The organism is Massilia soli (assembly GCF_016809835.1).
GTDB classification, from domain to species: Bacteria; Pseudomonadota; Gammaproteobacteria; order Burkholderiales; family Burkholderiaceae_D; genus Telluria_A; species Telluria_A soli.
The window spans coordinates 78636-101989 of the sequence record NZ_JAFBIL020000004.1 but is presented as its reverse complement, the minus strand read 5'-3'; the positions used below and the strand labels follow the sequence as shown (position 1 = coordinate 101989).

23 protein-coding genes are annotated in these 23354 nt (G+C 63.3%); 13 read left to right on the top strand and 10 right to left on the bottom strand.

What is annotated here, in order from left to right; genetic code table 11:
- Positions 1-53 precede the first annotated feature (53 nt).
- Positions 54-518: an rRNA maturation RNase YbeY gene (gene ybeY, locus I4X03_RS10630; protein ID WP_223468201.1), complete on the bottom strand. Its 465-nt coding sequence runs from the start codon at positions 516-518 to the stop codon at positions 54-56.
- The gene (locus I4X03_RS10625; protein ID WP_223468200.1) at positions 502-1551 is read right to left on the bottom strand and encodes a PhoH family protein; all 1050 of its coding nucleotides are present in this window, start codon (positions 1549-1551) and stop codon (positions 502-504) included. Before I4X03_RS10625 ends, ybeY begins: the two co-directional genes overlap by 17 nt.
- Before the next feature lie 603 nt (positions 1552-2154).
- Here I4X03_RS10625 and I4X03_RS10620 point away from each other — a divergent pair.
- Complete coding sequence (locus I4X03_RS10620) at positions 2155-2508, top strand: hypothetical protein (RefSeq protein ID WP_223468199.1); 354 nt, start codon at positions 2155-2157, stop codon at positions 2506-2508.
- A gap of 125 nt (positions 2509-2633) precedes the next feature.
- On the opposite strand, the gene I4X03_RS10615 is transcribed toward I4X03_RS10620, so the two are convergent.
- Complete coding sequence (locus I4X03_RS10615) at positions 2634-3476, bottom strand: HDOD domain-containing protein (protein WP_223468198.1); 843 nt, start codon at positions 3474-3476, stop codon at positions 2634-2636.
- Complete coding sequence (locus tag I4X03_RS10610; protein ID WP_223468197.1) at positions 3473-3808, bottom strand: hypothetical protein; 336 nt, start codon at positions 3806-3808, stop codon at positions 3473-3475. Before I4X03_RS10610 ends, I4X03_RS10615 begins: the two co-directional genes overlap by 4 nt.
- Before the next feature lie 136 nt (positions 3809-3944).
- Between I4X03_RS10610 and gstA the strand changes: the two genes are divergently transcribed.
- Both gstA and I4X03_RS10600 read left to right on the top strand, forming a co-directional pair.
- Positions 3945-4553 (top strand): glutathione transferase GstA, encoded by a 609-nt coding sequence (gene gstA / locus I4X03_RS10605; protein ID WP_223468196.1) that lies wholly within the window; start codon positions 3945-3947, stop codon positions 4551-4553.
- Positions 4554-4582: 29 nt separating this feature from the next.
- Positions 4583-5434 (top strand): N-acyl homoserine lactonase family protein, encoded by an 852-nt coding sequence (locus I4X03_RS10600; RefSeq protein ID WP_223468195.1) that lies wholly within the window; start codon positions 4583-4585, stop codon positions 5432-5434.
- A gap of 54 nt (positions 5435-5488) precedes the next feature.
- On the opposite strand, the gene I4X03_RS10595 is transcribed toward I4X03_RS10600, so the two are convergent.
- Entirely contained in the window at positions 5489-5758 is a 270-nt protein-coding gene (locus I4X03_RS10595; RefSeq protein WP_223468194.1) for a PEP-CTERM sorting domain-containing protein, read from the bottom strand.
- A 216-nt stretch (positions 5759-5974) separates the two neighbouring features.
- On the bottom strand, positions 5975-6139 hold the full coding sequence (locus I4X03_RS10590) for a hypothetical protein (RefSeq protein WP_223468193.1): 165 nt from the start codon (positions 6137-6139) through the stop codon (positions 5975-5977).
- 395 nt (positions 6140-6534) lie between these two features.
- On the opposite strand from I4X03_RS10590, the gene I4X03_RS10585 reads away from it, so the two are divergent.
- Positions 6535-8499, top strand: a complete 1965-nt coding sequence (locus I4X03_RS10585; protein WP_223468192.1) for an AAA family ATPase — start codon at positions 6535-6537, stop codon at positions 8497-8499.
- A 123-nt stretch (positions 8500-8622) separates the two neighbouring features.
- Here the strand turns inward: I4X03_RS10585 and I4X03_RS10580 are convergent, their stop codons facing one another.
- Together I4X03_RS10580 and I4X03_RS10575 are read right to left on the bottom strand one after the other, a co-directional pair.
- Entirely contained in the window at positions 8623-10326 is a 1704-nt protein-coding gene (locus I4X03_RS10580; RefSeq protein ID WP_223468191.1) for a cation:proton antiporter domain-containing protein, read from the bottom strand.
- Positions 10327-10397: 71 nt separating this feature from the next.
- Entirely contained in the window at positions 10398-11033 is a 636-nt protein-coding gene (locus tag I4X03_RS10575) for a TetR/AcrR family transcriptional regulator (RefSeq protein ID WP_223468190.1), read from the bottom strand.
- A gap of 97 nt (positions 11034-11130) precedes the next feature.
- Here I4X03_RS10575 and I4X03_RS10570 point away from each other — a divergent pair, with 97 nt between their 5' ends.
- The 8 genes from I4X03_RS10570 (at position 11131) to I4X03_RS10535 (ending at position 19703) form a co-directional block, all read left to right on the top strand.
- Positions 11131-12315, top strand: a complete 1185-nt coding sequence (locus I4X03_RS10570; RefSeq protein WP_223468189.1) for a lipid-transfer protein — start codon at positions 11131-11133, stop codon at positions 12313-12315.
- Between the two features lie 5 nt (positions 12316-12320).
- Positions 12321-13463 carry an acyl-CoA dehydrogenase family protein gene (locus I4X03_RS10565; RefSeq protein WP_223468188.1) on the top strand — a complete coding sequence of 381 codons (1143 nt, stop codon included), beginning with the start codon at positions 12321-12323 and terminating at the stop codon, positions 13461-13463.
- Between the two features lie 11 nt (positions 13464-13474).
- Positions 13475-14629: a CaiB/BaiF CoA transferase family protein gene (locus tag I4X03_RS10560; RefSeq protein ID WP_223468187.1), complete on the top strand. Its 1155-nt coding sequence runs from the start codon at positions 13475-13477 to the stop codon at positions 14627-14629.
- 118 nt (positions 14630-14747) lie between these two features.
- Positions 14748-15065, top strand: a complete 318-nt coding sequence (locus I4X03_RS10555) for a putative signal transducing protein (RefSeq protein WP_223468186.1) — start codon at positions 14748-14750, stop codon at positions 15063-15065.
- On the top strand, positions 15062-16330 hold the full coding sequence (locus I4X03_RS10550) for a DUF445 domain-containing protein (protein ID WP_223468185.1): 1269 nt from the start codon (positions 15062-15064) through the stop codon (positions 16328-16330). The genes I4X03_RS10555 and I4X03_RS10550 overlap by 4 nt, the downstream gene beginning before the upstream one ends.
- A gap of 141 nt (positions 16331-16471) precedes the next feature.
- Positions 16472-16879 carry a hypothetical protein gene (locus I4X03_RS10545; protein ID WP_223468184.1) on the top strand — a complete coding sequence of 136 codons (408 nt, stop codon included), beginning with the start codon at positions 16472-16474 and terminating at the stop codon, positions 16877-16879.
- Positions 16879-18348 carry a DUF7125 family protein gene (locus tag I4X03_RS10540; RefSeq protein WP_229428156.1) on the top strand — a complete coding sequence of 490 codons (1470 nt, stop codon included), beginning with the start codon at positions 16879-16881 and terminating at the stop codon, positions 18346-18348. Before I4X03_RS10545 ends, I4X03_RS10540 begins: the two co-directional genes overlap by 1 nt.
- Before the next feature lie 8 nt (positions 18349-18356).
- Entirely contained in the window at positions 18357-19703 is a 1347-nt protein-coding gene (locus tag I4X03_RS10535) for a hybrid sensor histidine kinase/response regulator (RefSeq protein ID WP_223468183.1), read from the top strand.
- A 3-nt stretch (positions 19704-19706) separates the two neighbouring features.
- Here the strand turns inward: I4X03_RS10535 and I4X03_RS10530 are convergent, their stop codons facing one another.
- Both I4X03_RS10530 and I4X03_RS10525 read right to left on the bottom strand, forming a co-directional pair.
- On the bottom strand, positions 19707-21095 hold the full coding sequence (locus I4X03_RS10530) for a YfcC family protein (protein ID WP_223468182.1): 1389 nt from the start codon (positions 21093-21095) through the stop codon (positions 19707-19709).
- A 3-nt stretch (positions 21096-21098) separates the two neighbouring features.
- Positions 21099-22214 (bottom strand): succinylglutamate desuccinylase/aspartoacylase family protein, encoded by a 1116-nt coding sequence (locus tag I4X03_RS10525; protein ID WP_223468181.1) that lies wholly within the window; start codon positions 22212-22214, stop codon positions 21099-21101.
- A 136-nt stretch (positions 22215-22350) separates the two neighbouring features.
- Between I4X03_RS10525 and I4X03_RS10520 the strand changes: the two genes are divergently transcribed.
- Positions 22351-23346, top strand: coding sequence for a MurR/RpiR family transcriptional regulator (locus tag I4X03_RS10520; protein WP_223468180.1), 996 nt, complete (start codon positions 22351-22353; stop codon positions 23344-23346).
- Positions 23347-23354: the final 8 nt, after the last annotated feature.

The following is a 23354-nucleotide window of genomic DNA, read 5'->3' as shown; positions in this document are numbered from 1 at the left end:
GATTGCCTGTTTTTTAAGCACGCACTCGCGTGCCGTGGACAGGGGCCGGCGGCTTATTCGGGGTAGGGGTCGGGGTAGCCGAGCGCTTCCATGATGTCGCGTTCCAGCTGCTCCATCTCGTCGGCGTCCTCGTCGTGCTCGTGGTCGTACCCTTGCGCGTGCAGCACGCCGTGCACCACCAGGTGGGCGGCATGTTCCTCGACGGTCTTTTCCTGCTCGGCCGCTTCGCGTTCCAGCACGTCGATGCACAGCACGATATCGGCGCGGGTCGGCTCGTCGTCGGCGATGGTCTCGCCTTCGTTGTAGGCGAAGGTCAGCACGTTGGTGGCGTAGTCCTTGGCGCGGTACTCGCGGTTCAGGGTGCGGCCTTCTTCTTCGCCGACGAAGCGCACCGTCAGTTCGGCCGGCGCGAACAGGGCGCCATGCACCCAGCGTTCGACCAGCTCGGGGGTGATGGTCTTTTCGAGGCGTTCGTCGGGGTACTGGACCTCGAGGTCGAGTTTATTTTTTTCGGACATTTTTAGCGGCGGGACGTTTCGGGAGGACGGCGGCCAGGTCGTCAATCGACGCGGCCGATTCATAGGCGTCGACGATGCGCGCCACCAGCGGATGGCGCACCACGTCGGCACTGGAGAAATGGGTAAAGGCGATGCCGCGCACGTCTTTCAGGACGTGGGCCGCGTCGACCAGGCCGCTGCGCAAGGTCTTGTGCAGGTCGACCTGGGTGACGTCGCCGGTGACCACGGCCTTGCTGCCAAAGCCGATCCGGGTCAGGAACATCTTCATCTGCTCGACCGTCGTGTTCTGCGCTTCGTCGAGGATGACGAACGCGTGGTTCAGGGTGCGCCCGCGCATGTAGGCCAGCGGCGCGATCTCGATCACCTGTTTCTCGAACATCTTCTGGGTGCGGTCGAAGCCGAGCAGGTCGTACAGCGCGTCATACAGCGGGCGCAGGTAGGGATCGACCTTCTGCGCCAGGTCGCCCGGCAGGAAGCCGAGGCGCTCGCCGGCTTCGACGGCGGGGCGGGTCAGCACGATGCGCTTGACGGCGTCGCGTTCGAGCGCGTCGACCGCGCAGGCTACTGCCAGGTAGGTCTTGCCGGTACCGGCAGGGCCAACCCCGAAGCTGATGTCGTGCTCGAGGATGGCGCGCAGGTACTGGATCTGGTGGGGCGTGCGGCCGCGCAGGTCGGTGCGGCGGGTCTTGAGGACCGGGCTGTTGATTTCAATCTCGGGCAGGATGTCGGCCGGTTCGGATTCCGGCGTCGACGGGCGCAGGCCGCTGCGCTGCTCGACCAGGGCCAGCTGCACTTCCTCGATCGGCACCACCTTGTTGGCCACCGCGTAGAAGCGCTCGAGAATCTCGACCGCGCGGGCGGCGTTGGCGCCGCTGACGATGAATTTTTCGCCGCGCCGGAAGATGGTGACGTCGAGCGCGGCCGAGATCTGGCGCAGGTTCTCGTCGAGCGGCCCGCACAGGTGGGCCAGCCGCGTGTTGTCGAGCGGCTCGGGGACAAAGTATTCGGGCTGGATAGGAGTCTTGGTTTTCAACGGTGCCTGACGGATGGTGTTGTCTACGTAAATAGATGATTTGACAATGCGTTGGGCCAGTTTACCGCAAATCCTTTTTCGAGGCCGAGACGGCAATAAACACGTGCGTGAGCATTCGCGTTATTTCCATTTGAAAATATTAATTGCTCGTCACCTTTAGTTGCATATTGCCATATGAAAAGATTAACATTCAATGGATTGTGAACTAAGTATTTCCTGTTGCAAATCAATGAGTTCCGAAAGAATCGTCAGGTCGTGAGTGAATCAAATTTATTTCTTCTGTGCGACACAAATCTGATTCATGTGTTGAAATAATTATGTGACAAGCTTTCCGCACGTTAGCTTGATTTCAAACAATGACGGTTATGCGCTGGTCGGATGTACTGATGGCGTATGAGTCTGATAATTTGTTTGAATTACAAGTGGTCGTTGGAAGGCGCGTAGCGCAGGGAGCCTACGAACCGGTCGCGTTGCTTGGACGGATGATCGGACTTGTTCTGTTAATCACGTTGAAGGGCGTTTTCCGGGAACTTCTATGGGCGAATCAAGGTCTTTAGCAAAGTTCGTAACGGAATCATTTCAACCACACTCACGAGGTAAATCATGGCACACCATGCTCTGGCATCACAAGAAAGCTACAACCCCAACCACCTGCTCGATATTCTGCTGGGTAAGATGCAGCTGAAAAACGACGCAGCGCTGTCGCGCATGCTGGAAGTCGCGCCGCCGGTCATCAGCAAGATCCGCCACCACCGCTTGCCGGTCGGCGCCTCGCTGCTGATCCGTATGCACGAAGTCACCGGGATGAGCATCCGCGACCTGCGCGACCTGATGGGCGATCGCCGGACCAAGTATCGTCTGTCCGACGCGCAAGGTCGTCCGAAGCCAGAAGACAAGGCGGCGGCAGAAGCGGCAGCACAGCAACAGCAGCAAACACCTGGCAATTATGCGCACTGACGCCGTTGGCGTGACCGCGATCGCAGTCATGCCTTCGGACCGTGCCGGCGACGGCCCGCCGCATGCTGCGACGGGTGTTGCCGGCGCCTGATTGCTGGTGCAATGCGCCGGCGCTCGCCAGGCGCTCAGCCCATCAGGACAGCAGAAATTTCTTCAAACTGCATTTCCGTTTCGCGAAACGCGTGCAGGTAAGACTCTTCAGTCAACCCCAGCGCGGTCCAGGCGACCGATGAGACTGCGGGGACGAGTTCATCCTCGTCGCGTGCGAGGTCCAGTGCATGGACGATCGCATTCGCCACGTGAACGATCGTGGCAAGAAAGCCCGCGCCGGGCTCTTCTGGATCATGGTGGTGGGCAATGGCCAGCCGCATGGTATCGGAGAAATTCCAGTGTCCGGCCAAGGCGATTCCCGCCGCCACATGGTCGACCCCCAGCACTTCCCGCTCCGCCTCGATCAATTCGCAGTCGCGTTCCTTGCGCAGCGCCAGCGCCTGCGCGTACAGCTCGGGGAAACTGGTGACCAGCACCAGCCTGCCGATGTCGTGCAGCAGCCCGGCGGTAAACGCGTAATCCTGGTTGAACTTCATGCGCCGCGCCAGCACCTTGGCGCACGCCGCGGTAGCGATCGAATGGCGCCAGAATCCCTTGAAGTCGAAGCCGGCGCACTTGCCTTCGGCGAAGCAGCCGGTCACCGCGGCGGCGATGATCAGGTTGCGCGTGGCCTGGAAGCCGAGGAAGGTGATGGCCTGGGTCAGCGTGGTGACCTTGACTTGGAGCCCATACACCGGCGAATTGGCCAGCCGCAAGGTCTTGGCCATCAGCGCCTGGTCATGCGAGACTTTCCGGGCGAGCACCGAGATATCCACGTCCTCGGCGTCGATGCTGCTGAGCAGCTCCATGACCACATCGGGCAGCGACGGCAGCTCAAGCAGGTTGCGCACCACGTCGTCGATCGATAAGGCGGTCATTCTTCCACTCCCCGTTTCAGGCGGTAGTCTTCGACATAGCGGCGCAGGATGCCGGTCGCCCAGTCGTTCTGGTCGTCGATGTCGTTCTTGCGGAACAGGTGCGCCAGGCGCTGCTCGACCGCCGCCAGGTCGGCCTCGGGCTCCTCGGCGCCGCCGGCCACTTGCACGGATACCGATTCGATTCCGTGGCGCAGCAACTGGGCGATGCTCGCCGCCGTCAGCACGGTGCCGTGCGGCAGCAGAACGTGGCCCTGCTCGTCTAGCAGCTCATCATAGAGAATCATTCCGGGCCGTAACTCGGCCAACGCTTGGTGCTGGTACGCGACGCTCATCAATTTCTCCAAGTGAAGTTTCAATACTACCATCGACCTGATGGGCTATTTGAGGCGGCGTAAGTGACCGTCGCGGTTTTGTTGTATTCTCGGCATTTCGCGATCGCCCCGCACAACCTTCTGTCAAAGGACCATCATGAAACTGTATTTCAGCCCTGGCGCCTGTTCGCTGTCGCCCCGTATCGTCCTGCGTGAAGCTGGCCTCGACTTCAGCACCGAGCAAGTCGACCTGCGTACCAAGCAGACCGCCGGGGGCGCCGATTATCGGCTGGTCAATCCGAAAGGGGTGGTCCCGGCGCTAATGCTCAAGGATGGCGCGGTGCTGACCGAAGGCCCGGCGATCATCCAGTTCCTGGCTGACCTGGTCCCGGAAAAAAACCTGGCGCCGGTGGCCGGGTCGTTCGAGCGCTATCGCCTGGCTGAATGGCTCAATTACATCGGCACCGAAGTACACAAGAGCTTCAGCCCGCTGTTCAACCGTGCCGCCAGCCAGGACACGCGCGAGGCGGCGATCGCCGTGCTGGCAACCCGCTTCGATTTCCTGGCGCGTTCGCTGGAAGGGCGCGACTACCTGATGGGCGAGCGCTTCACGGTCGCCGACGCCTATTTGTTTACCGTACTGGGCTGGTGCGGCTTCACCAATGTCGACCTGGCGCAGTGGCCGGTGCTGCACGCTTTCCACGCCCGTGTCGGCATGCGTCCAGCCGTCCAGCAAGCCTTGAGCGACGAAGGCCTGAACAAATGATGATTCCAACCCGAAGGAGAGCACCTGAGATGTCACTGAAACTTCGCGCCCTGTGCGCCAGCCTTGCCATGTTTGCATCCACCGCGATCGCGGCCGACACCAATCCGGCGGTCTCATCGCTGCGCCTGTACGTGTTTGATTGCGGCACCATCAACGTGACGGACATCTCCTTGTTCAGCCCGGGTATCGACAAGGGCAAGAAAAAAACGCTGACCGATTCGTGCTACCTGGTGGCGCATCCGAAAGGCACGCTGATGTGGGATGCTGGCCTGCCTGACGAGATCGCCAAGGAAAAAGGCGGCAAGAAGCTCGACGATGCCTTCCATGTGCGCCTGCGCAAGCCGCTGGCGCAGCAGCTCAAGGAAGCCGGCTACGCCCCGGACGCGGTGACCTACCTCGGGCTGTCGCACATGCACTTCGACCATATCGGCAACGTCAGCCTGTTCCCCAAGGCGACCCTGCTGATGCAGACCGAAGAACATGCGGCCGCCTTCGGTCCCGACAGCGCCAAGTTCGGCAACGACCCGAAGACTTACCCGACCCTGGCGGCCAACCCGGTGACCAAGCTGTCGGGCGACCATGACGTGTTCGGCGACGGCAGCGTGGTCATCAAGCGCGCCATCGGCCACACGCCGGGACACCAGGCGCTGTTCGTCAAGCTGCCGAAGACCGGCAACATCCTGCTGTCGGGCGACCTGGCGCACTTCACCAAGAACTGGAACAACCGCCGGGTGCCAAGCTTTAACTTTGACAAGGAATTGTCGGTGAAGGCGATGGAAGAGCAGGCGCAGTTCATGAGGGCGAACAAGGCAACCCTGTGGATCCAGCATGACCTGGAACAGAACGCCAAGATCCGGCATGCACCGAAGTATTACGAGTAACCCAGCCGCACAAATAACAATCCCGCTCTGGCAGCGGGATTTTTTTCGTTCTGGCTATTCGAATTTTTCATCGCTGTGCCTGCTGGCGCGCCAGCCGATCAGCACCAGTCCCAGCAGCATCATCGCGAACACTTCCGGCTCGGGAAGTTCCGACATCTGGCCCGGCGCAGCGACAGCGCCGCCGGCAACCATCAGGTCGGCCCGCGAGGCGACGCCGGCGATCGGCGCGGCGGTGACGGTGGTGCGCTCGAATTCGACAAGGGCGGCCTGGGCGGTGCCGGTGAGGCCTGCAGCCAATGCAAGACAAAGGGCGAAGTTTTTCACGATGACTACCTCTTGTTGATCTTGGTCGCGCGCCACGCATGGTGCGACGCAGCGAAAAATACCGAAATCGCGTGTCTTTTCTTCGTCGTATTTAACCATAGGGTTTCTGGTTCTCCTACGGCGATTCGATTGAATCCGACGATTTTTCGTCAGAGTTTGCGAGCGGAATTTTTACGCCACGCGCATCGATGATTCACGGGAAAAATCACGGCAGCGTTACTCGCTATCCCGGGTCAACAAGCCGAGGCAGTAGGGGATGTCCGACAAGTCGATCGGCCCGCCCAGATGGTCTTCCTTCGTGGAAATTGGTGTGCCAAACAAGCGTTGAAAAAAGGCGAGAAAGTAAATCATGACAATCGTCCACGAGGTAGTTTCAAGCATGATGAAACGTCATTGCCAACTCATCAACTGCTGAAACAGAGTGTTACGAATGGCGTCAATTTTATCGGTTCGCCAACGAAGTTTGCCACCTTCATAACGCATTCAATTAGCACCTTGCCATGAGGTGTTGCGACGCGCAATTTTTTTGCGAAAACTGTTTGCGTGCGCCTTTTTATTGGGGGTATAGTCTCCATATCCCTCTTGCCTCCAAGCACTAATTTGATGGCAAATGATCACGACAGGCAAAACCTTCCTGTCATTAGCGTGATCTGTATAGCGACGTTGATGAACCAATATCGAGCGTTGCTGTCGCTACCGCGCCCGACGACTGCGCGTTGAAACAGAACTTTTTACGATGTTGCGGTTGCTGCGTCCACTATTCACAAAAGTACACCATGCCTAATCTCGCCAAACTCCAGATAGCCTTCAAGAATGTTTATGTGCGCATCAGCGCCGGTATCCTGCTTGCCACGGTGATCGCGCTGGCGGTCTACAAGAATGACGTGCCGCAAACGACCAGCCCGATCGTGTACTCGCAGAACATTTCCGAGATCACCGGCCTGGCTGCCCAGAAAGGCAAGCTCGAGTACCTGATGGTGGCCCAGCCGCTGTCGGAAACGCCGCGCTATATCTACAAGTTCAAGAATGCCGAGCAACTGCACGTGGTCAAGGTACCGAGCACCTCGCACCTGAGCCTGGAACGCGAAGTGCTGCTCAAGAACGCCATCCCGTATTCGATTGCCAAGGATGACTACCTGGCATCGCACAAGGCGGTACTGCTCGACGAAGGGCAAGACTCGACCAGCGCCGAAGCGCTGGCCTTCCTCAAGCGCCACGCGCTCGACATCACCATCATCCTGCTGCTGATCTATGTGCTCAAGTTTGGCATTCCCGGCATGGGCGTCAGCGCCAACGTGCTCAGCCCGGACAAGCTCAAGGGCAGCATGGACGACCTGATCGGCATGGAAGACATCAAGCAGGAAGTCTTGCACCTGGAAGACATGATCCGCAACCGCGCCGAATACAAGTCGCACAACATCGACAAGCCGTTCAACGTGATGCTGACCGGGCCTGCCGGCACCGGCAAGACCAAGCTGGTCGGCTACCTGGCCAAGCGCCTCAACGTGCCGCTGATCCAGGCCTCGGGATCGGCGCTGGAATCGGGCTATGTCGGCGGCGGCTCCAAGGCGCTCAACGCGCTGTACCGCAAAGCCTGCAAGCAAGGCAGCTGCATCATCTTCCTTGACGAAGCACAAACCCTGTTCACGCCGCGCGGCCGCGGCGAAAAGAAATGGGAAGACGACACCGCCAACACGCTGCTCGGCCTGCTTGACGGCGTCAAGAGCGACAAGGGCGCCAACGTCATCTGGGTGGTGGCCTCCAACTTCGACGACGCCTCGTCCGAGATGGACGAAGCGATGCTGCGCCGCTTCTCGGTCAAGATCAACTTCCGCCTGCCCAACAAGAGCGAGCGCACCGAACTGCTGCGCAGCTTCCTGAAGCGCAAGAAAGAAGGCCTGGTCGACTGGAACAACCTCGACCTCGACCAGGTGGCCGAGATGACCGCCAACCTCAGTCCGGCGCTGCTGGAGACCGTGGTCGAGCGCGCCAGCATGATTTCGATCCAGGAAAAAGCGATCATCGACACCGACCTGATGTTCCGTGCTTTCGAGCGCTCGACCCTGGGCCTGACCGACCGCGCCACCACGGCAGAGAAAGACAAGCAGCGCGAACGCGTTGCGCTGCACGAGCTGGGCCACTTCTTCATGCAGATCGACCCCTACCTGCGCGCCGGCATGACCTTGGCCGAGGTCAAGGAAAAGTCGCACCTGCTCAAGATCAGCACCGAATCGGTGTCGAAGCTGGGCGCGCTCGGCTACGTGCTGCAATCGGGCGACGACGTATCGCTGCGCACGCTGGAAGAACTTGAGCGCGACGTGATCCAGCTCTACGGTGGTGTAGCGGCCGAAGAACTGTTCTACGGCGCGCGCGGCATTTCGGTTGGCAGCCAAAACGACATCGAAAAAGCCACCAAGATGCTGAACCTGATGGTCAACCGCCTGTCGATGTACTCGCGCTCGAAGATCGACTACTCGCAGCTCAAGCAAGAAGGCAGCGACAACCCGACGATCCGCCAGGTGGAAGAAAAATCGGACGAGCTTTACAGCTACACGCTCGGCGCGATCCGCGACTACAAGGCGGTGATTGAATCGCTGAAAGACACCTTGCTGGACCAGTACGTGCTGTCGAAAGACGCGGTGTTTGCGCTGCTCGAAGAGCGCCGCGAACTGCTGATGGCGCACATCCACGTCCCGCGCGTTGGCGGCCTGAAGCTCTGCACCGAAGGCACCGCCGCCTAAGGCCATCCGCCAACGACCAAACGTTCCAAAATCGGGGACAGACCACCATTTTAGAATCTTCTAAAATGGTGGTCTGTCCCCGATTTTGGAATTGTCACTTTTTGAGGCGATTTCGAACGTTGCTTAGCGACCGGCGTCGGTATCTCTCAGGCCTTCAAGCACATGGCGCGCCATGCTGGCGGCGAGCTCGGTTTCGCCGAGGAAGGTCTTGCCCGACGTTTCTTCGCGCAGCAACTGAGCTTCTTCTTCGTTGTGGGTCCGGATTACGATGCGTATCTGCGGATTGAGCGCGCGCGCGGTCTCGCACATCGCCCGCACGTGGAAGGTGTCCGGCGTCGCGATGACCAAGGTGCCGGCGCGCGCGATGTGGGCCTGGATCATCACCGCCGGCTCGCCAGCGTTGCCGGCAACCGCGGGAATGTTGCGCTTGCGTAGCTGGTCGACCAGTTCGCGGTTCTGTTCTGCCACTACGTAGTGCACGCCGTTCGCTTCGAGCGCCTCGGCAATCTTGCGCCCGACCTGCCCGTATCCGACCAGCACAACCTGGCCACTGAGCTTGTGTTGCTCGACCGTCATCGGCAGCTCGGCCAGCGGGTCGGTCGAGCGCTCCAGCTTCCGCGACAGGTGCGACTTGCTTCGCAACCAGCTCTGCAGCGGCGCGATCGCCTTGAAGATCAGCGGATTGAGCGCGATTGAAATGATGGCGCCAGCCAGGATCAGGCTTTGCCCTTCCGCCGACAGCAAGCCGAGCGACATGCCCAGCGCCGCCAGGATGAACGAGAATTCGCCGATCTGCGCGAGGCTGGCCGACACCGTCAGCGCCGTATTGAGCGGGTAGCGCAGCGCGATCACCAGCAGGAAAGCGGCCAGCGACTTGCCGAACATGATGACGGCCACCACCAGCGCGACCCGGCCCGGGCTCTCCACCAGCACCATCGGGTCGAACAGCATGCCCACCGAGACAAAAAACAGCACCGAGAACGCGTCCCGTAGCGGCAGCGATTCCTGCGCGGCGCGGTGGCTCAGCTCGGATTCGCGCAGCACCATGCCGGCAAAGAACGCGCCCAGCGCGAACGACACGCCGAACAATTCCGATGATCCGTAGGCGATCCCGACCGCGGTGGCAACCACGGCCAGCGTGAACAGTTCGCGCGATCCGGTGGCCGCCACGCGCCACAGAAACCACGGAAACAGCTTGCGCCCGATCAGCATCATGAAGGCGATGAAAGCCGCCACCTGGCCCAGCGTGATTGCCAGCGCCGTCCAGAAATTGCCGTCGCCTCCGGGCGCCGCCGTGCCGCCGAGCGAGCCGGCGATGGCCGGCAGCAGCACCAGCATCAGCACGGTGACAAGGTCTTCGACCACCAGCCAGCCGACCGCGATGCGGCCATTGATCGAGTCGACGATGCCCCTGTCTTCCAGCGCCCTCAGCAGTACCACGGTGCTGGCCACCGATAGCGCCAGGCCGAACACGAGGCCGGCGCCGATGCTCCAGCCCCACATGCTTGCCAGTCCGATGCCCATGCCGGTGGCCGCGGCAATCTGCAGGATCGCGCCAGGCACCGCGATCTTCTTTACCTCCAGCAGGTCTTTCAGCGAGAAGTGCAGCCCGACGCCAAACATCAGCAGCATCACGCCAATTTCCGCCAGCTGGCTGGCCAGTTCAATGTCGGCGACAAAGCCTGGCGTCGCCGGGCCGATCACGATGCCGGCTGCCAGGTAGCCCACCAGCGCGGGCAACTTGAAGCGCACGGCGATCATGCCGAAAATGAGTCCGAAGCCGAGCGCGGCCGCGATGGTGGTGATCAGGGTGATGTTGTGGGGCATGCAGGCAGTTCCTCGTGCGCGTCACTTGAAGGTCAAGTATAAGCGCCAGCGCTGTGCCCGATATTTTTTAGCTAGGGAATGGTCGCGAGCGCGGCCAGCGCCTTGCGCACCGAGGCGCGCACCAGCAAGAATTCGTCGGGACGCGCGTTGCGGTCGAGGCGGAACAGCATCAGCCCTTCGACCTGCGCGACGATCAGGATCGCGCGCTGCATGGTGTCGTCGTCGCTCAGGCCAGGGGCCAGCCCGCGGATCAGGTGATAGATGGTTTTGCGTTCGCGCGCCATCATCTTGTCCATCAGCTTCGAGGCAAACGCGTTGCGCGAGGCCAGCGCCCAGATTTCAAAGAAGATCGCGTGCGTGACCGGGTCGGTGAGCTCGTCGAGGAACATGTCGACCGTCGACAAAAAACGGTCGATCGGCGACTCTTCCCCCATGGCCGCCGAAATGGCGTCGATCTTGGCCTGGAACACATCCATCGTGTACAGCAGCACCGCTTCGAGCAAGGCGTCCTTGCTCTGGTAATAGTGCTGTACATTGGACAGGCTGATGCCGACTTCGCCCGCCACCCGGCGCATCGACAGCCCGGCATGGCCTTCCGCGGCCAGCACGGTGCGCGCCGCCTGCAAGATTTCGTGCGCGCGCCCCAGCCCCTTGCCGGTCGTGTTCGACGGCTTGTGCTTGAGTGCGGTAGCGAGGGAGGCGGGCATGGGCGGATTATCGCATGCTGCTTGGAAAAATAGTACGACTGACCTATAATCGTCGCGATAGGTCGCGCGACCTAATCCATTCATTCAGGAGACTTCGATGAGCCGCAACGTTTATGTAACCGGTGTGGGCATGATCCCGTTCGCCAAGCCAGGCGCCAGCGCCCCGTACGACGAGATGGGCGCGCTGGCCGTCCGCCAGGCACTGGACGACGCCGGCCTGTCCTACGACGATATCGAGCAGGCCTACGCCGGCTACGTCTACGGCGATTCGACCAGCGGCCAGAAGGCCTTGTACAAGGTCGGCATGACCGGCATCCCGGTCGTCAACGTCAACAACAACTGTTCCACCGGCTCGACCGCGCTGTTCCTGGCGCGCCAGGCGATCGCCAGCGGCGCGTGCGACTGCGTGCTGGTGCTGGGCTTCGAGCAGATGAGCCCCGGCGCGCTCGGCTCGGTGTTCAACGACCGCCCCAGCCCGTTCGACCCGTTCGACGCGGTGACCGATGAACTGGTCGGCATGCCGGACATCCCGCTGGCGCTGCGCTACTTCGGCGGCGCCGGCCTGTCGCACATGAACAAATACGGCACGCCGTTCGACGCCTTCGCGAAGATCCGCGCCAAGGCCAGCCGCCACGCGGCCAACAATCCGCTGGCGCTGTTCAAAAAAGTCGTGACGCCGCAAGACGTGCTCGATTCGCCGGCCATCTGGCCGGGCGTGATGACGCGCCTGATGGCATGCCCGCCGACCTGCGGCGCCGCCGCCGCGGTGCTGGTGTCGGAAGACTTCGCGAAAAAGCGCGGCCTGAAAGCCGACGTCTACATCGCTGCCCAGGCCATGACGACCGACCGCCCGGGCACGTTCGATTCGAACGACATGATGCGCGTGGTCGGCTACGACATGAGCCGCGAGGCCGCACAAAAAGTCTACGCGCAGGCCGGCATCGGCCCTGACGACCTTGACGTCGTCGAACTGCATGACTGCTTCGCCCATAACGAACTGATTACCTACGAAGCGCTTGGCCTGTGCCCTGAAGGCGGCGCCGACAAATTCATCAACGACGGCGACAACACCTACGGCGGCAAGGTAGTCACCAACCCGTCGGGCGGACTGCTGTCGAAAGGCCATCCGCTCGGGGCGACCGGGCTGGCGCAGTGCTACGAGCTGACCCACCAGCTGCGCGGCAGCGCCGGCGCGCGCCAGGTCGACGGTGCGCGCACCGCGCTGCAGCACAACCTGGGCCTCGGCGGCGCCTGCGTCGTCACCATGTACCGCGCGGCGTGAGCACCATGGAATACACCTCGCCCTGGATGAACGCGGAGCTGGAAGGCTTCCGCGATGCGGTACGCCGCTTTGTCGATACCGAAGTCGTACCCAACCAGGAGCACTGGCGCAAGCAGCAGCACGTCGGCCGCCGGGTATGGGAGAAGGGCGGCGAGATGGGGATCCTGCTTGCCGACATTCCCGAAGAATACGGCGGCTCGGGCGGCACCTTCGCCCACCAGTCGGTGGTGTTCGAGGAGCTTGGGTACGCCGGCGACATGGCCTTCGGCATCCACGTGCATGCGATCGTCGCGCACTACATCCTCAATCAGGGCACCGAGGAGCAGAAGCGCAAGTACCTGCCGAAGCTGGCCAGCGGCGAGATGGTCGGCGCCATTGCGATGTCCGAGCCGGGCGCCGGGTCCGACCTGAAAGGCATCCGCAGCACCGCGGTCGCCGGGGCCGATGGCTACAAGGTCAACGGCTCGAAGACCTTCATCTCGAACGGCTACCTGGCCGACCTGATCCTGGTCGTGGTCAAGACCGATCCGGCCGCCGGCGCCAAGGGCGTCTCGCTGCTGCTGCTCGAAACGAAGGACAACCCGGGCTTCCGGGTCGGCCGCATCCTCGAAAAAGTCGGCCAGAAGGGGCAGGACACCTGCGAGCTGTTCTTCGACGACGCCCACGTCCCGCTCGGGAATGTGCTGGGCGGCGCCGAAGGCAAAGGCTTCGCCCAGCTGATGACCGAGCTGCCCTACGAGCGCACCATCCTCGGGGTGTCCGGGGTCGCCGCCATCGAACGCGCCTTGAAGCTGACGGTCGAACATACCAAGGAGCGCAAGGCCTTTGGCCAGGCGCTGTTCGAGATGCAGAACACCCGTTTCGTGCTGGCCGAGATCAAGACCGAGGCGACCATCGCCCGCATCTTCATCGACCGCTGCATCGACGACATGATCAACGGCCGCATCGACACCGTGCAGGCGTCGATGGCGAAGTACTGGATCTCCGACCTGCAGTGCAAGGTCATCGACCAGTGCGTGCAGCTGTTCGGCGGCTACGGCTACATGCTCGAGTATCCGATCGCCCAGATGTACGTGGACGCGCGCGTCCAGCGCATCTACGGCGGCGCCAATGAGATCATGAAAGAAATCATCGCACGTTCACTGTAGGAGCACATCGCATGGCAGGACCGCTGGCTGGCGTAAGGGTTGTCGAGATGGTTGGGCTGGGGCCGTGCCCCTTCGCCGCCATGATGTTGGCCGATATGGGCGCCGAGGTGATCCGCATCGACCGCAAGGCGGCGCCAGGCGCCGCCAACCCGTTCCCGATGCTGGGCACGAAATTCGACGTGATGGCGCGCGGGCGCCGCTCGCTGGCGCTCGACCTCAAAAGCCCGGAAGGCATCCAGGTGCTGCTCGAACTGGCCGGCAAGGCCGACGTGATCATCGAAGGCTTCCGCCCCGGCGTGATGGAGCGGCTCGGCGCGGGCCCCGAAGCCTGCCATGCGCGCAATCCAAAGCTGGTCTACGGCCGCGTTACCGGCTGGGGCCAGGACGGCCCGCTGGCGCAGGCGGCCGGCCATGACCTGAACTACATCGCGCTGACCGGCATGCTGCAGGCGATGGGCCGCAAGGACGAGCCGCCGGCGCCGCCACTGAACCTGGTCGGCGACTTCGGCGGCGGCGCCATGATGCTCGCTTTCGGCGTGGTGTGCGCGGTGCTTGAAGCGCGCAAGTCCGGGCAAGGGCAGGTGGTCGATGCCGCGATGACCGACGGCGCCGCCCTGCTGGGGGCGATGATGTACGGTTTTCGCGCCTATGGCTCGTGGGACCTCGAACGCGAAGCCAACCTGCTCGATGGCGGTGCGCCGTTTTACGACACCTATGCCTGCGCCGACGGCAGGTTCGTGTCGATCGGTTCGATCGAGCCGCAGTTCTACGCGCTGCTGCTGCGCCTGGCCGGGGTTGCCGACCCCGCGTTCGACGACCAGATGGCGCGCGCCGAATGGCCGTCGCTGAAGCACAAGTTCGCCGCGCTGTTCAAGAGCCGTACGCGCGACGCGTGGTGCGCGCTGATGGAAGGAACCGACGTGTGCTTCGCGCCGGTGCTCGACATGGACGAAGCGCCGCAGCACCCGCACAACCGCGCGCGCGCCACCTTCGCCGAGGTCGACGGCGTCATCCAGCCTGCGCCTGCGCCGCGCTTTAGCCGCACGGCGCCCGAACTTGGCTTGCCGCCAGCGGCGCCGGGACAGCATGGCGGCGATATCCTGGCCGACTGGGGCTGGAGCGGCGAGGCCGTCGCCGCGCTGCGCGCGCGCCAGGTCATCGGCTGACCAAAACCCACAATCCGGGCCGGATGAGGCGCGCACGCTTGGAGCTTGGCATCAAGTTGTGCTAAACATAAGTCTTTGTCAACCCAGGCATATCGAAGGGGGTCACATGGATGGACTGATGCGTATACACCCGGCCGCCCACGCGGGCCAGCGCGAGGCCGACGCGATGCCCGGTCGCGACCTGTTCGCGGTCGCCAAATGCCTGGTGCCGACCGACGCCTTCGTGATCCAGGGCTGCCTGATGGCCTCCGGCATACCGGCGGTCGTGGCCGACGCCAACCACGTGCAGGCCGACCTCTTGATCGCGCCGGCGCTGGGCGGCGTGCGCATCCTGGTTCCGGCCGAGCACATCGACGATGCGCTGCGCGTGCTCGACGATTTCGAGCGCGGCGCCTTTGCGCTGGGCGACGACGCCGACGTCGGCCAGCCCGAATGACCAAGGAACTCGAACTGCGCAAGGCCAAGCGGCTGGCGCTGGCCTTCCTGCTCGGGGCGGCAGGGCTGTTCGTGCTGACGCTGTTCTTGCCGCGCGTGTGGTGGGCCGAGCTGCTGGCAGCGTTTTCCGAAGCGGCGATGGTGGGCGCGCTGGCCGACTGGTTTGCGGTGGTGGCGCTGTTCCGGCGCGTGCCGATACCGCTGGTGTCGCGCCATACCGCCATCATCCCCAAGAATAAAGAGAAAATTGCCGACAACCTGGCGCTGTTCGTGCGCGAGAAGTTCCTCGATACCGAATCGATCGTCGGCCTGGTGCGGCGCCACGACCCCGCCGCCAAGGTGGCGGCCTGGCTGGCGCTGCCCGAACACACGCAGCAGCTGGGCGCCTACCTCGTCAAACTGGCCTCCGGGATGCTCGACTTCATCGACGACGCCCCGGTGCGCGCCTTTATCAGCCGCGCGGTCCGTTCGGCGATCGGCACGGTCGACCTGTCGCGCAGCGCCGGCGTGGTGCTCGAAGCGCTTACCCGCGACGGCCGCCACCAGGCGCTGCTCGATGCCGGCATCGGCCAGCTGGCCGCGGTAATGAGCAACGAGGAGACCCAGGGCTATATCGCCGACGGCATCGTCAACTGGATGAAAGACGCATATCCGTTCGCCGAAAAGGTGCTGCCGTCCGACTGGCTGGGGCGCAAGGGCGCTGAAGTGGCGGTGGCCACCGCCAACCGCATCATCAACGATATCCACAACGATCCCGAGCACCCGGTGCGGATCAACTTCAACCGTTTCACCGCCGAGTTCATCGAGCGCCTGCAGGCCGACCCGGAGTTTGTCGACAAGGGCGAGGAGATCAAGCGCCACCTGCTCGACGACGAGAGCATGAACACCTATATCGGCGCGCTGTGGGACGAGCTGCGCGAGTGGATCCGCAAGGACCTGCACAGCGAAGACTCGGTGCTGCACCGCCGCGTGGCCGGGGCCGGCGCCTGGGTTGGCAAGGTGCTGCAGGAGGATGAGCGCCTGCGCGCCTCGCTCAACGCCCATCTCGAAAGCGCTGCGCGCGGCGCCGGCCCAGAGTTCGCCCAGTTCCTGACCCGGCATATCGCCGACACGGTCAAGAACTGGGACAGCGGCGACATGTCGGCGCAGGTAGAGCTCAACATTGGCAAGGACTTGCAGTTCATCCGGATTAACGGAACCATCGTGGGGGGGATGATCGGCGTGCTGCTGTATCTCGTCTCGCACCTGGCCACGCTGATGCGCTAGCTGGTCAGCGGCGACACATCTGATGGGTTTGACACAAGTTACATTTAACAAACCGGATATAATTGCCTCGGCATCTGATAAGTTGCGGGGCTAGCGCCGTTCCACCTTCTCAGAACCCATCTATAACGAAAACCAGCCTGCATGGAAAAATACGAAGACAAGCGGCCCTCATTGCTGGATGTGGCAATCAGCGAGAGCGCTCCGGGCACTGTCGAGCGCCTGCTGCAACGCTGGCATTGGCTGGCCGAGAAACTGACGCCCCTTGTGGGCGAGCGCGGCTTTTGCGCCTTGTACAGTCGCGCCGTGCGCCTGGTTTTGCCCAGTTTTGGATGGCTGAACACCAGCAAGTCCTGCACCTCCACCACGGTACTGCTCGACAACTTGCGAAGCGACCTGACTTCCGTCGATAGCGGTACCGCCGACGCCGGCAACACGGCTTTATTTACAACCTTTACCAAGCTGCTGACCGCCTTAATCGGCGAAGCGCTTACGAATCGGCTTCTCGCTTCGGAACCTACCGAGCAAAAGCATGTACAGGAGCACAAGTAATGACCGATAAAGTTACCCTGGGAACGTTATCCACCGGCGTTCCAGGGCTGGACATTCTTCTCGGCGGCGGCTTGAGCGAGTTTTCGTTCAACCTGATCGCCGGCGCCCCCGGCAGCGGCAAGACCACCCTGGCGCACCAGATGATGTTCGCGCTCGCCAACCCGTCGCGCAAGGCGCTGTTCTTTACCGTGCTGGGCGAGCCGCCCCTGAAGATGCTGCGCTACCAGCAGCAATACTCGTTCTTCGAGCTCGACAAGGTGGGCGAGTCGATTCGCTACGTCAACCTTGCCGAAGACTTGCGCGCCGGCGACTTCAGCCATGTGCTCGAACGCATCATGAAGGAAGTCGAAGCGTTTTCGCCGAGCCTGGTGTTTGTCGATTCCTTCCGTTCGGTCGCCCAGACCGCCAAGAGCGGCTACGAGGGCGTGGCCGACCTGCAGTTCTTCATCCAGGAGCTGGGCACGCGGATGACCAGCTGGCAAGCCACCACATTCCTGATCGGCGAGTACGCGCACGCCGACCAGGAAGCCAATCCGATCATGACGGTGGCCGACGGCATGCTGGCGCTGGGCCAGGCCCATGAGCAGAATTCCGTCGTGCGCAAAATTCGTGTCGTCAAGATGCGTGGCCAGGCCCATATGGCCGGCTCGCATACTTTCCGTATCACCGGCGACGGGCTGCGCGTGTATCCGCGCCTGCTGCCGCCGATCGCCGAATCGCTGGCCGAAGAGCGCGATGAGCCTGCAGAGGTGCCCCGCTTGTCAACCGGCACCCCGGAACTCGACGCCATGCTGCATGGCGGCCTGCCGCAGGGGCATTCGGTGCTGGTGGTCGGACCTTCCGGCTCCGGCAAGACCATCCTCGGCACCCGCTTCCTGCAGGAAGGCGAACGCAACGGCGAAACGGGCGTGGCGGTGTTCTTCCAAAAAGGCACCTCGCGCCTGCGCAATGCCGCGCTGGCAAAGATGGTCAAGGCTGGCAGTGTCGTCACCATCGAGAGCCGCTCGCTCGACTTGACCGTCGAAGAGTTGCTGGACAATTTAAACCAGGCGATCGACCGCACCCATGCCACGCGCGTGGTGATCGACTCGCTGTCCGAATTTGGACTGTATGTCGCGCCGGAATTCCGCCAGGACCTGCGCTCGGCCGTGTTCCGCATCCTGTCGAGCCTGGCGCAGCGCGGCGTAACGGTGCTCGTGACTATCGGCATGGACGACCGCTACACCGAGTTGCGCTTCAGCGAAGCGGACATCGCCTTCCTGACCGACGCAATTGTCGCGATGCGCTATGCGGAGGCCGACAGCCGCATCGCCAAGCTGATTTCCGTGATCAAGGTACGCGGCAGCGGCCACAGCACAGATTTGCGGGAATACCGCATCACCGATGCCGGCCTCGAGATCGACAGTACGCCGATGCAGTTCGACGGCCTGCTGTCCGGTCGTCCGACCCGACAACAGCCGCGAGGGTAGGGATCGATATGGGAGCGCCAACAGATGCAAGCTCTGGCTCACAACAGCGCTCCCCCCAGGGCAGCGCGCAGGCATCCGGCATCGACGCCCAGGCGCAGATCGCGGCGCTGAAGCAGGAAGTCGAGTCGCTGCGCGAGGCGCTGCACGAGCGCGCCGCACTGGAAGGCATGGTCACGCAGCTGCGCGAAGCCAACGAGAACCTGGTCTTCGCCACCCTCAACGCGCAAAGCCTGCGCGACGACGCCGAGGCGGCCAACCGGCGCCAGAATGAATTCCTGGCGATGCTGGCCCATGAGCTGCGCAACCCGCTGGCACCCATCAGCATGGCCGCCGCACTGCTAGAACGCATTCCCGCGGCCACCCCGCAACTGCTCAACCTGACCCAGGTGATCGGCCGCCAGGTCGACCACATGGCCCACCTGCTCGACGACCTGCTCGACGCCGCGCGCATCAGCAGCGGCAAGATCACGTTGTCGGTCCAGCCGCTGTCGCTGGCCGACGTGCTGGCGCAAGCGGTGGAGACGGTCGAGCCGCGCGTCGCCGAGCGCCACCAGACCCTCACGGTCGAACTGCCCGATCCCGGCCTGATCATCGACGGCGACCACGTGCGCCTGATCCAGTCGTTCTCCAACCTGCTTGGCAACGCGTCGAAGTACACCGGCGAGCGCGGCCAGATCAGCATGAAAGCGGCGCAGGTCGATGGCGCCGTGGTCATCAGGGTAGTCGACAACGGCACCGGCATCGCGCCCGATGTCATTCCGCATATCTTCGACCTGTTTACGCAGGGCCCGCGTTCGCTTGCGCGCTCCGAGGGCGGCCTCGGCGTCGGCCTTAACGTGGTGCGCAACCTGATCACCATGCACGGCGGCAGCGTGGTCGCGCGCAGCGAAGGCATCGGCAAGGGCAGCGAATTTATCGTTACCTTGCCGCTGTCGGCCCAACGCACATTGGCGGCGACTGCGGACGCGATGCCGGAGGACGGTGCAGGCAGCTGCAGCGTGCTGCTGGTGGAGGACAATGTCGACGCCTGCACGACGCTGGCGTCGTTCCTTGAGACCGAAGGCCACACCGTCAGTGCGGCGCACGACGGGTTGGCAGGACTGGCAGCGGCGCTGCAGGGCAGCTTCGACGTGCTGGTTTGCGACATCGGCCTGCCCGGCAAGGATGGCTTCGCGCTGATCGCCGAACTGCGCGGCTCGGGGGCGGCGCGCCAGCCCTATGCAATCGCCTTGTCTGGCTATGGCCAGGACGAGGACCGCGCACGCGCCATCGAGGCCGGCTTCGACGCTTACCTGGTCAAACCGGTCAGCCTGACCGCGCTGCTGACGGCCATCGGCGCCAGCAGCGCCCGCTAACGGCTACTGCCAGGCCATCAGGCTTGGCGGCACCAGCAGCACCAGCGCCAGCACCAGGTAGGCCAGCTGCAGCGGGATCATCCATTTCGCCCAGGTCAGCCAGGGTATGCGCGCCAGCGCCAGCACGCCCACCGTGATGCCCGAGGTCGGGATCATCGGCGTCGAGAACTCGCCGAACTGGAACGCCAGGATGGCGGTCTGGCGCGTCACGCCAACCAGGTCGGCCAGCGGCGCCATGATCGGCATGGTCAGCGCCGCCTGGCCACTGCCCGAGTGGATGAAGAAGTTAATCACCGACTGGATCAGGAACATCTTGTGCGCGGCGAACACGGGGCTGGACGACTGCACCAGCGGCGTGAGCGCGTGCAGCATGGTGTCGATGATATGCGCGTCGCGCGCCAGGATGACGGTGGCGCGCGCCAGCGCCAGTACCAGCGCGGTGCCGATCAGGTCGCGCGCACCCTGGGTGAAGGCGGCCACGAATTCATCCGAATCGAGGCGGCCGACGATGCCCACGCCAATCGCCATGATTAGGAACAGCGCGGCGATCTCCTCGATGAACCAGTTGAACTTGACCACGCCGAACACCATGATGCCGAGCGTGGCGGCAAACATCCACAGCACCGCCTGGTGACGCCCGCTTAATCCGGTAAACCCTTGCAGCGTATCGACCTTCTCCAGGCGGCGCTCGTTATCGAGCGCGAAGGTGGGGCTGCGCGACGGGTCGCGCTTGACGCGCGCGGCGTACCACATCAGGAAGGCGACGGTGACGGCGGTGGCGATGGACCATACGATCAGCCGGTAGCCGATCCCGGAAAACAGCGGTACCCCGGCGATGCCCTGCGCAATGCCGACATTGAACGGGTTGAGGAAGGCGGCGGCAAAGCCAACCTGGGTGCCGACGAACGGAATCGCCACGCCGACGATCGAATCGTATCCAAGCGCCAGTGCCAGCGGAATGAAGATCAGGATGAACGGAATGGCTTCCTCGTTCATGCCGAAGGTGGCGCCGCCGAGCGAGAACATGGTGACGAACAGCGGAATCAGGCTGGCGCGCACCAGCGGCGAGCTGGCATGGGCGAGGGCGATCTTCTTGATCAGCGAATCGATCGCCTCGGTTTTCTGCAGCACCGCGAAGGCGCCGCCGACGATCAGCACGAAGCCGATGATCAGCGCCGACTCGACGAAGCCCTTGATCGGCGCCATCATCAGCGCGTCGAGCCCCTGCGGATTGCTGGCGATCAGGTGGAACGAGGCCGGGTCGACCATTTGCTTGCCGTCGACCAGCCGGGTTTCGTATTTGCCGCCCGGGACCAGCCAGGTGGCGACCATGATCATCACCAGGATGGCAAACAGCAGTACGAAGGTGTTGGGAAGTTTGAAGTTCTTCATGGTTTATTGGCTCAGCAGTTTACCAGCACGGAATGCCACGGTGCCGGCGACCTTGCCGACTGCCATGCCACGCAACACATAGCGGTGCGCGGTGCGCGCAAAGAATACACCGGCCACGCCGGCGCGCAGCTCGGTGGTGGCGCCCGACACCGGGTCGATCAGGTCGGCCAGCGCCTCGCCGGCCGCCACCTGCTCGCCCAGCCGCTTGCGGAACACCAGCACCCCGGCATGCGGCGCGGCGACCGGTTCGACCGCTTCAAGCGGCGTGGCCGCACAGGTGGCCGCGGGCAGCTGTCCCACCTCCGCATCGATGACCCCCTGATGTGCGAGGAAGCGCAGGATCGCCGTGGCGTCGCTGCGCGCCAGGTCGTAGTCCACTTCCATCTCGCCGCGGAGTTCGACGGTGGCCGCCACGCAGGCCGGCGGAATCGCCGCCTCGCCGAAATGGGCGGCCAGGTCCCACCACAAGCGGCTGCAGGCTTCGTCGAACGGCTCTTCGCCCGCTTCCAAGGCCACCAGCAGCGCGCGCGCACCAAGCAGCGCGGCCAGCGGCGCCACTGCCTGCGCCAGCGGGGTGCCCGCATAGATATGCATGACCGCCTCGTTATCGCAGTGCAGGTCGAGCACGATGTCGGCGTCGATCGCCATGCCGAGCAACACCTTCTTGAGCGTCTCCGCATCGGTGCGCGGCGCCCAGTCGCCGACCGCGCTGCGCGCGTGGCGGCGGATCAGCGCAACGTTGGCCGCAGCATCCGCGCCGAGCCGGCCAGCCAGGGTCGCCTTCAGTTCATCGGCGACGTGCTTGTAGGCGCGGTTGAAGTTGGTGCCAGTGGTCAGGTCGAAGCGGCCGAACGGCGCGCCGTGGATCGCCTGCGCCAGCCCGAGCGGGTTGGCGGCGGGGACCAGCACGACTTCGCCGCGGATGCTGCCGGCCGCTTCCAGCGCCAGCAGTTCATTGCGCAGGAACTGGGCCACCAGCATGCCGGGCACTTCGTCGGCGTGCAGCGCGGCCTGCAGGTAAGCCTTCTTGCCGGCGCCGGGCGTGCCGAAATGGAGGCTGGTCAGGTGGTGGGAGGTGCTGCTGCCGGACGGGCAGATGTCGTGTTTTTGAACTTGCATGGCGGCCGATCTGTGAATTGACGAGGCATATTTTGGTGCAGCCAATTATGTATCAATTTTTTCACGAAGTACATCTTTGGAAATTTTTTTACATAAATGTGTTGAGTTTTGTTTTTGATATGGGTACATTGGAAGCATGAAAAAATCGACAACCGACACCAAAGAAGCAAGCAGCGGCAACAGCGAATCGCGCTCGCCGGAAGTGGCATTCGCCGGCTCGGCGCTTGGCGCGACCTTGCGCGGGGTGCTGGCCGACGGCTCTTCATCGCACAAGACCATCGCCGATTATTTGCTGCGCAACCAGGTGCGCGTGACCGCGCTGGGCATCGAAGAACTGGCCGAAGGCTGCAAGGTATCGACTGCCACCATCAGCCGTTTCGCACGCGACATCGGCTTCAAGAACTACGCCGCGATGCGCACGGCGGTGGCGCAGACGCTGCAGTCGGTGCTGCAGCCGGTTGAAAAGCTGCGCAACAATATCGCGCGCCGCCAGGACGCCGGCACCCCTGCCAGCGAAAGCCTGGCCTACGCCGGCGCCAACATCGGCGCCACCGCGATGGCGCTCGCTTCCAACGACATCAACGCGGTGGTCAAGAAGCTGACCCGCGCGCGCGCCGTTTATGTACTGGGCTTCGGCCTGTCGTCGCACCTGGCCGGCATGCTGGTGATGCACCTGCAGCCGTTCTGCCAGCAGGTCGTCGAGGTGGCCGGGCACGGCGGTACCGAGGTGGCCGCAGGCCACCTGGCCAACATCACCGAGCGCGACGTGCTGGTGGTGCTGTCGTTTCCGCGCTATGCGCTCGACGTCATCCGCCTGACCAATTTCGCGCGCGACCATGGCGCCTGCATCGTGTCGATCACCGACGCCCCGGCGTCGCCGCTGGCGGCACTGGGCGACCACGTGCTGTACGCCGAGAGCAGCCACCCGATTTTGCCGAGCAGCGCTACCGCCGCCGTGGCGGTGATCGAGGCGCTGGCGGTGTCGCTGATGGCCTCCAACAAAGACAACGTCGCCAAGGCGGCGCGCCTGACCGAGGCCATTTCCGCCTACCTGGTCGGCGCCGACGCCAGCGCGGCCGCGCCAGGAAAAGGCGCCGCGCGCCGCCCGCGCACCAAGAACAACAACACGTAGTTCACTCA

Coding starts and splice junctions, on each gene's coding strand:
- ybeY (WP_223468201.1), bottom strand. CDS start 518: ATGTCCGAAAAAAATAAACTCGACCTCGAGGTCCAGTACCCCGACGAA.
- I4X03_RS10620 (WP_223468199.1), top strand. CDS start 2,155: ATGGCACACCATGCTCTGGCATCACAAGAAAGCTACAACCCCAACCAC.
- I4X03_RS10615 (WP_223468198.1), bottom strand. CDS start 3,476: ATGACCGCCTTATCGATCGACGACGTGGTGCGCAACCTGCTTGAGCTG.
- I4X03_RS10610 (WP_223468197.1), bottom strand. CDS start 3,808: ATGAGCGTCGCGTACCAGCACCAAGCGTTGGCCGAGTTACGGCCCGGA.
- gstA (WP_223468196.1), top strand. CDS start 3,945: ATGAAACTGTATTTCAGCCCTGGCGCCTGTTCGCTGTCGCCCCGTATC.
- I4X03_RS10600 (WP_223468195.1), top strand. CDS start 4,583: ATGTCACTGAAACTTCGCGCCCTGTGCGCCAGCCTTGCCATGTTTGCA.
- I4X03_RS10590 (WP_223468193.1), bottom strand. CDS start 6,139: ATGCTTGAAACTACCTCGTGGACGATTGTCATGATTTACTTTCTCGCC.
- I4X03_RS10585 (WP_223468192.1), top strand. CDS start 6,535: ATGCCTAATCTCGCCAAACTCCAGATAGCCTTCAAGAATGTTTATGTG.
- I4X03_RS10580 (WP_223468191.1), bottom strand. CDS start 10,326: ATGCCCCACAACATCACCCTGATCACCACCATCGCGGCCGCGCTCGGC.
- I4X03_RS10575 (WP_223468190.1), bottom strand. CDS start 11,033: ATGCCCGCCTCCCTCGCTACCGCACTCAAGCACAAGCCGTCGAACACG.
- I4X03_RS10570 (WP_223468189.1), top strand. CDS start 11,131: ATGAGCCGCAACGTTTATGTAACCGGTGTGGGCATGATCCCGTTCGCC.
- I4X03_RS10565 (WP_223468188.1), top strand. CDS start 12,321: ATGGAATACACCTCGCCCTGGATGAACGCGGAGCTGGAAGGCTTCCGC.
- I4X03_RS10560 (WP_223468187.1), top strand. CDS start 13,475: ATGGCAGGACCGCTGGCTGGCGTAAGGGTTGTCGAGATGGTTGGGCTG.
- I4X03_RS10555 (WP_223468186.1), top strand. CDS start 14,748: ATGCGTATACACCCGGCCGCCCACGCGGGCCAGCGCGAGGCCGACGCG.
- I4X03_RS10550 (WP_223468185.1), top strand. CDS start 15,062: ATGACCAAGGAACTCGAACTGCGCAAGGCCAAGCGGCTGGCGCTGGCC.
- I4X03_RS10545 (WP_223468184.1), top strand. CDS start 16,472: ATGGAAAAATACGAAGACAAGCGGCCCTCATTGCTGGATGTGGCAATC.
- I4X03_RS10540 (WP_229428156.1), top strand. CDS start 16,879: ATGACCGATAAAGTTACCCTGGGAACGTTATCCACCGGCGTTCCAGGG.
- I4X03_RS10535 (WP_223468183.1), top strand. CDS start 18,357: ATGGGAGCGCCAACAGATGCAAGCTCTGGCTCACAACAGCGCTCCCCC.
- I4X03_RS10530 (WP_223468182.1), bottom strand. CDS start 21,095: ATGAAGAACTTCAAACTTCCCAACACCTTCGTACTGCTGTTTGCCATC.
- I4X03_RS10525 (WP_223468181.1), bottom strand. CDS start 22,214: ATGCAAGTTCAAAAACACGACATCTGCCCGTCCGGCAGCAGCACCTCC.
- I4X03_RS10520 (WP_223468180.1), top strand. CDS start 22,351: ATGAAAAAATCGACAACCGACACCAAAGAAGCAAGCAGCGGCAACAGC.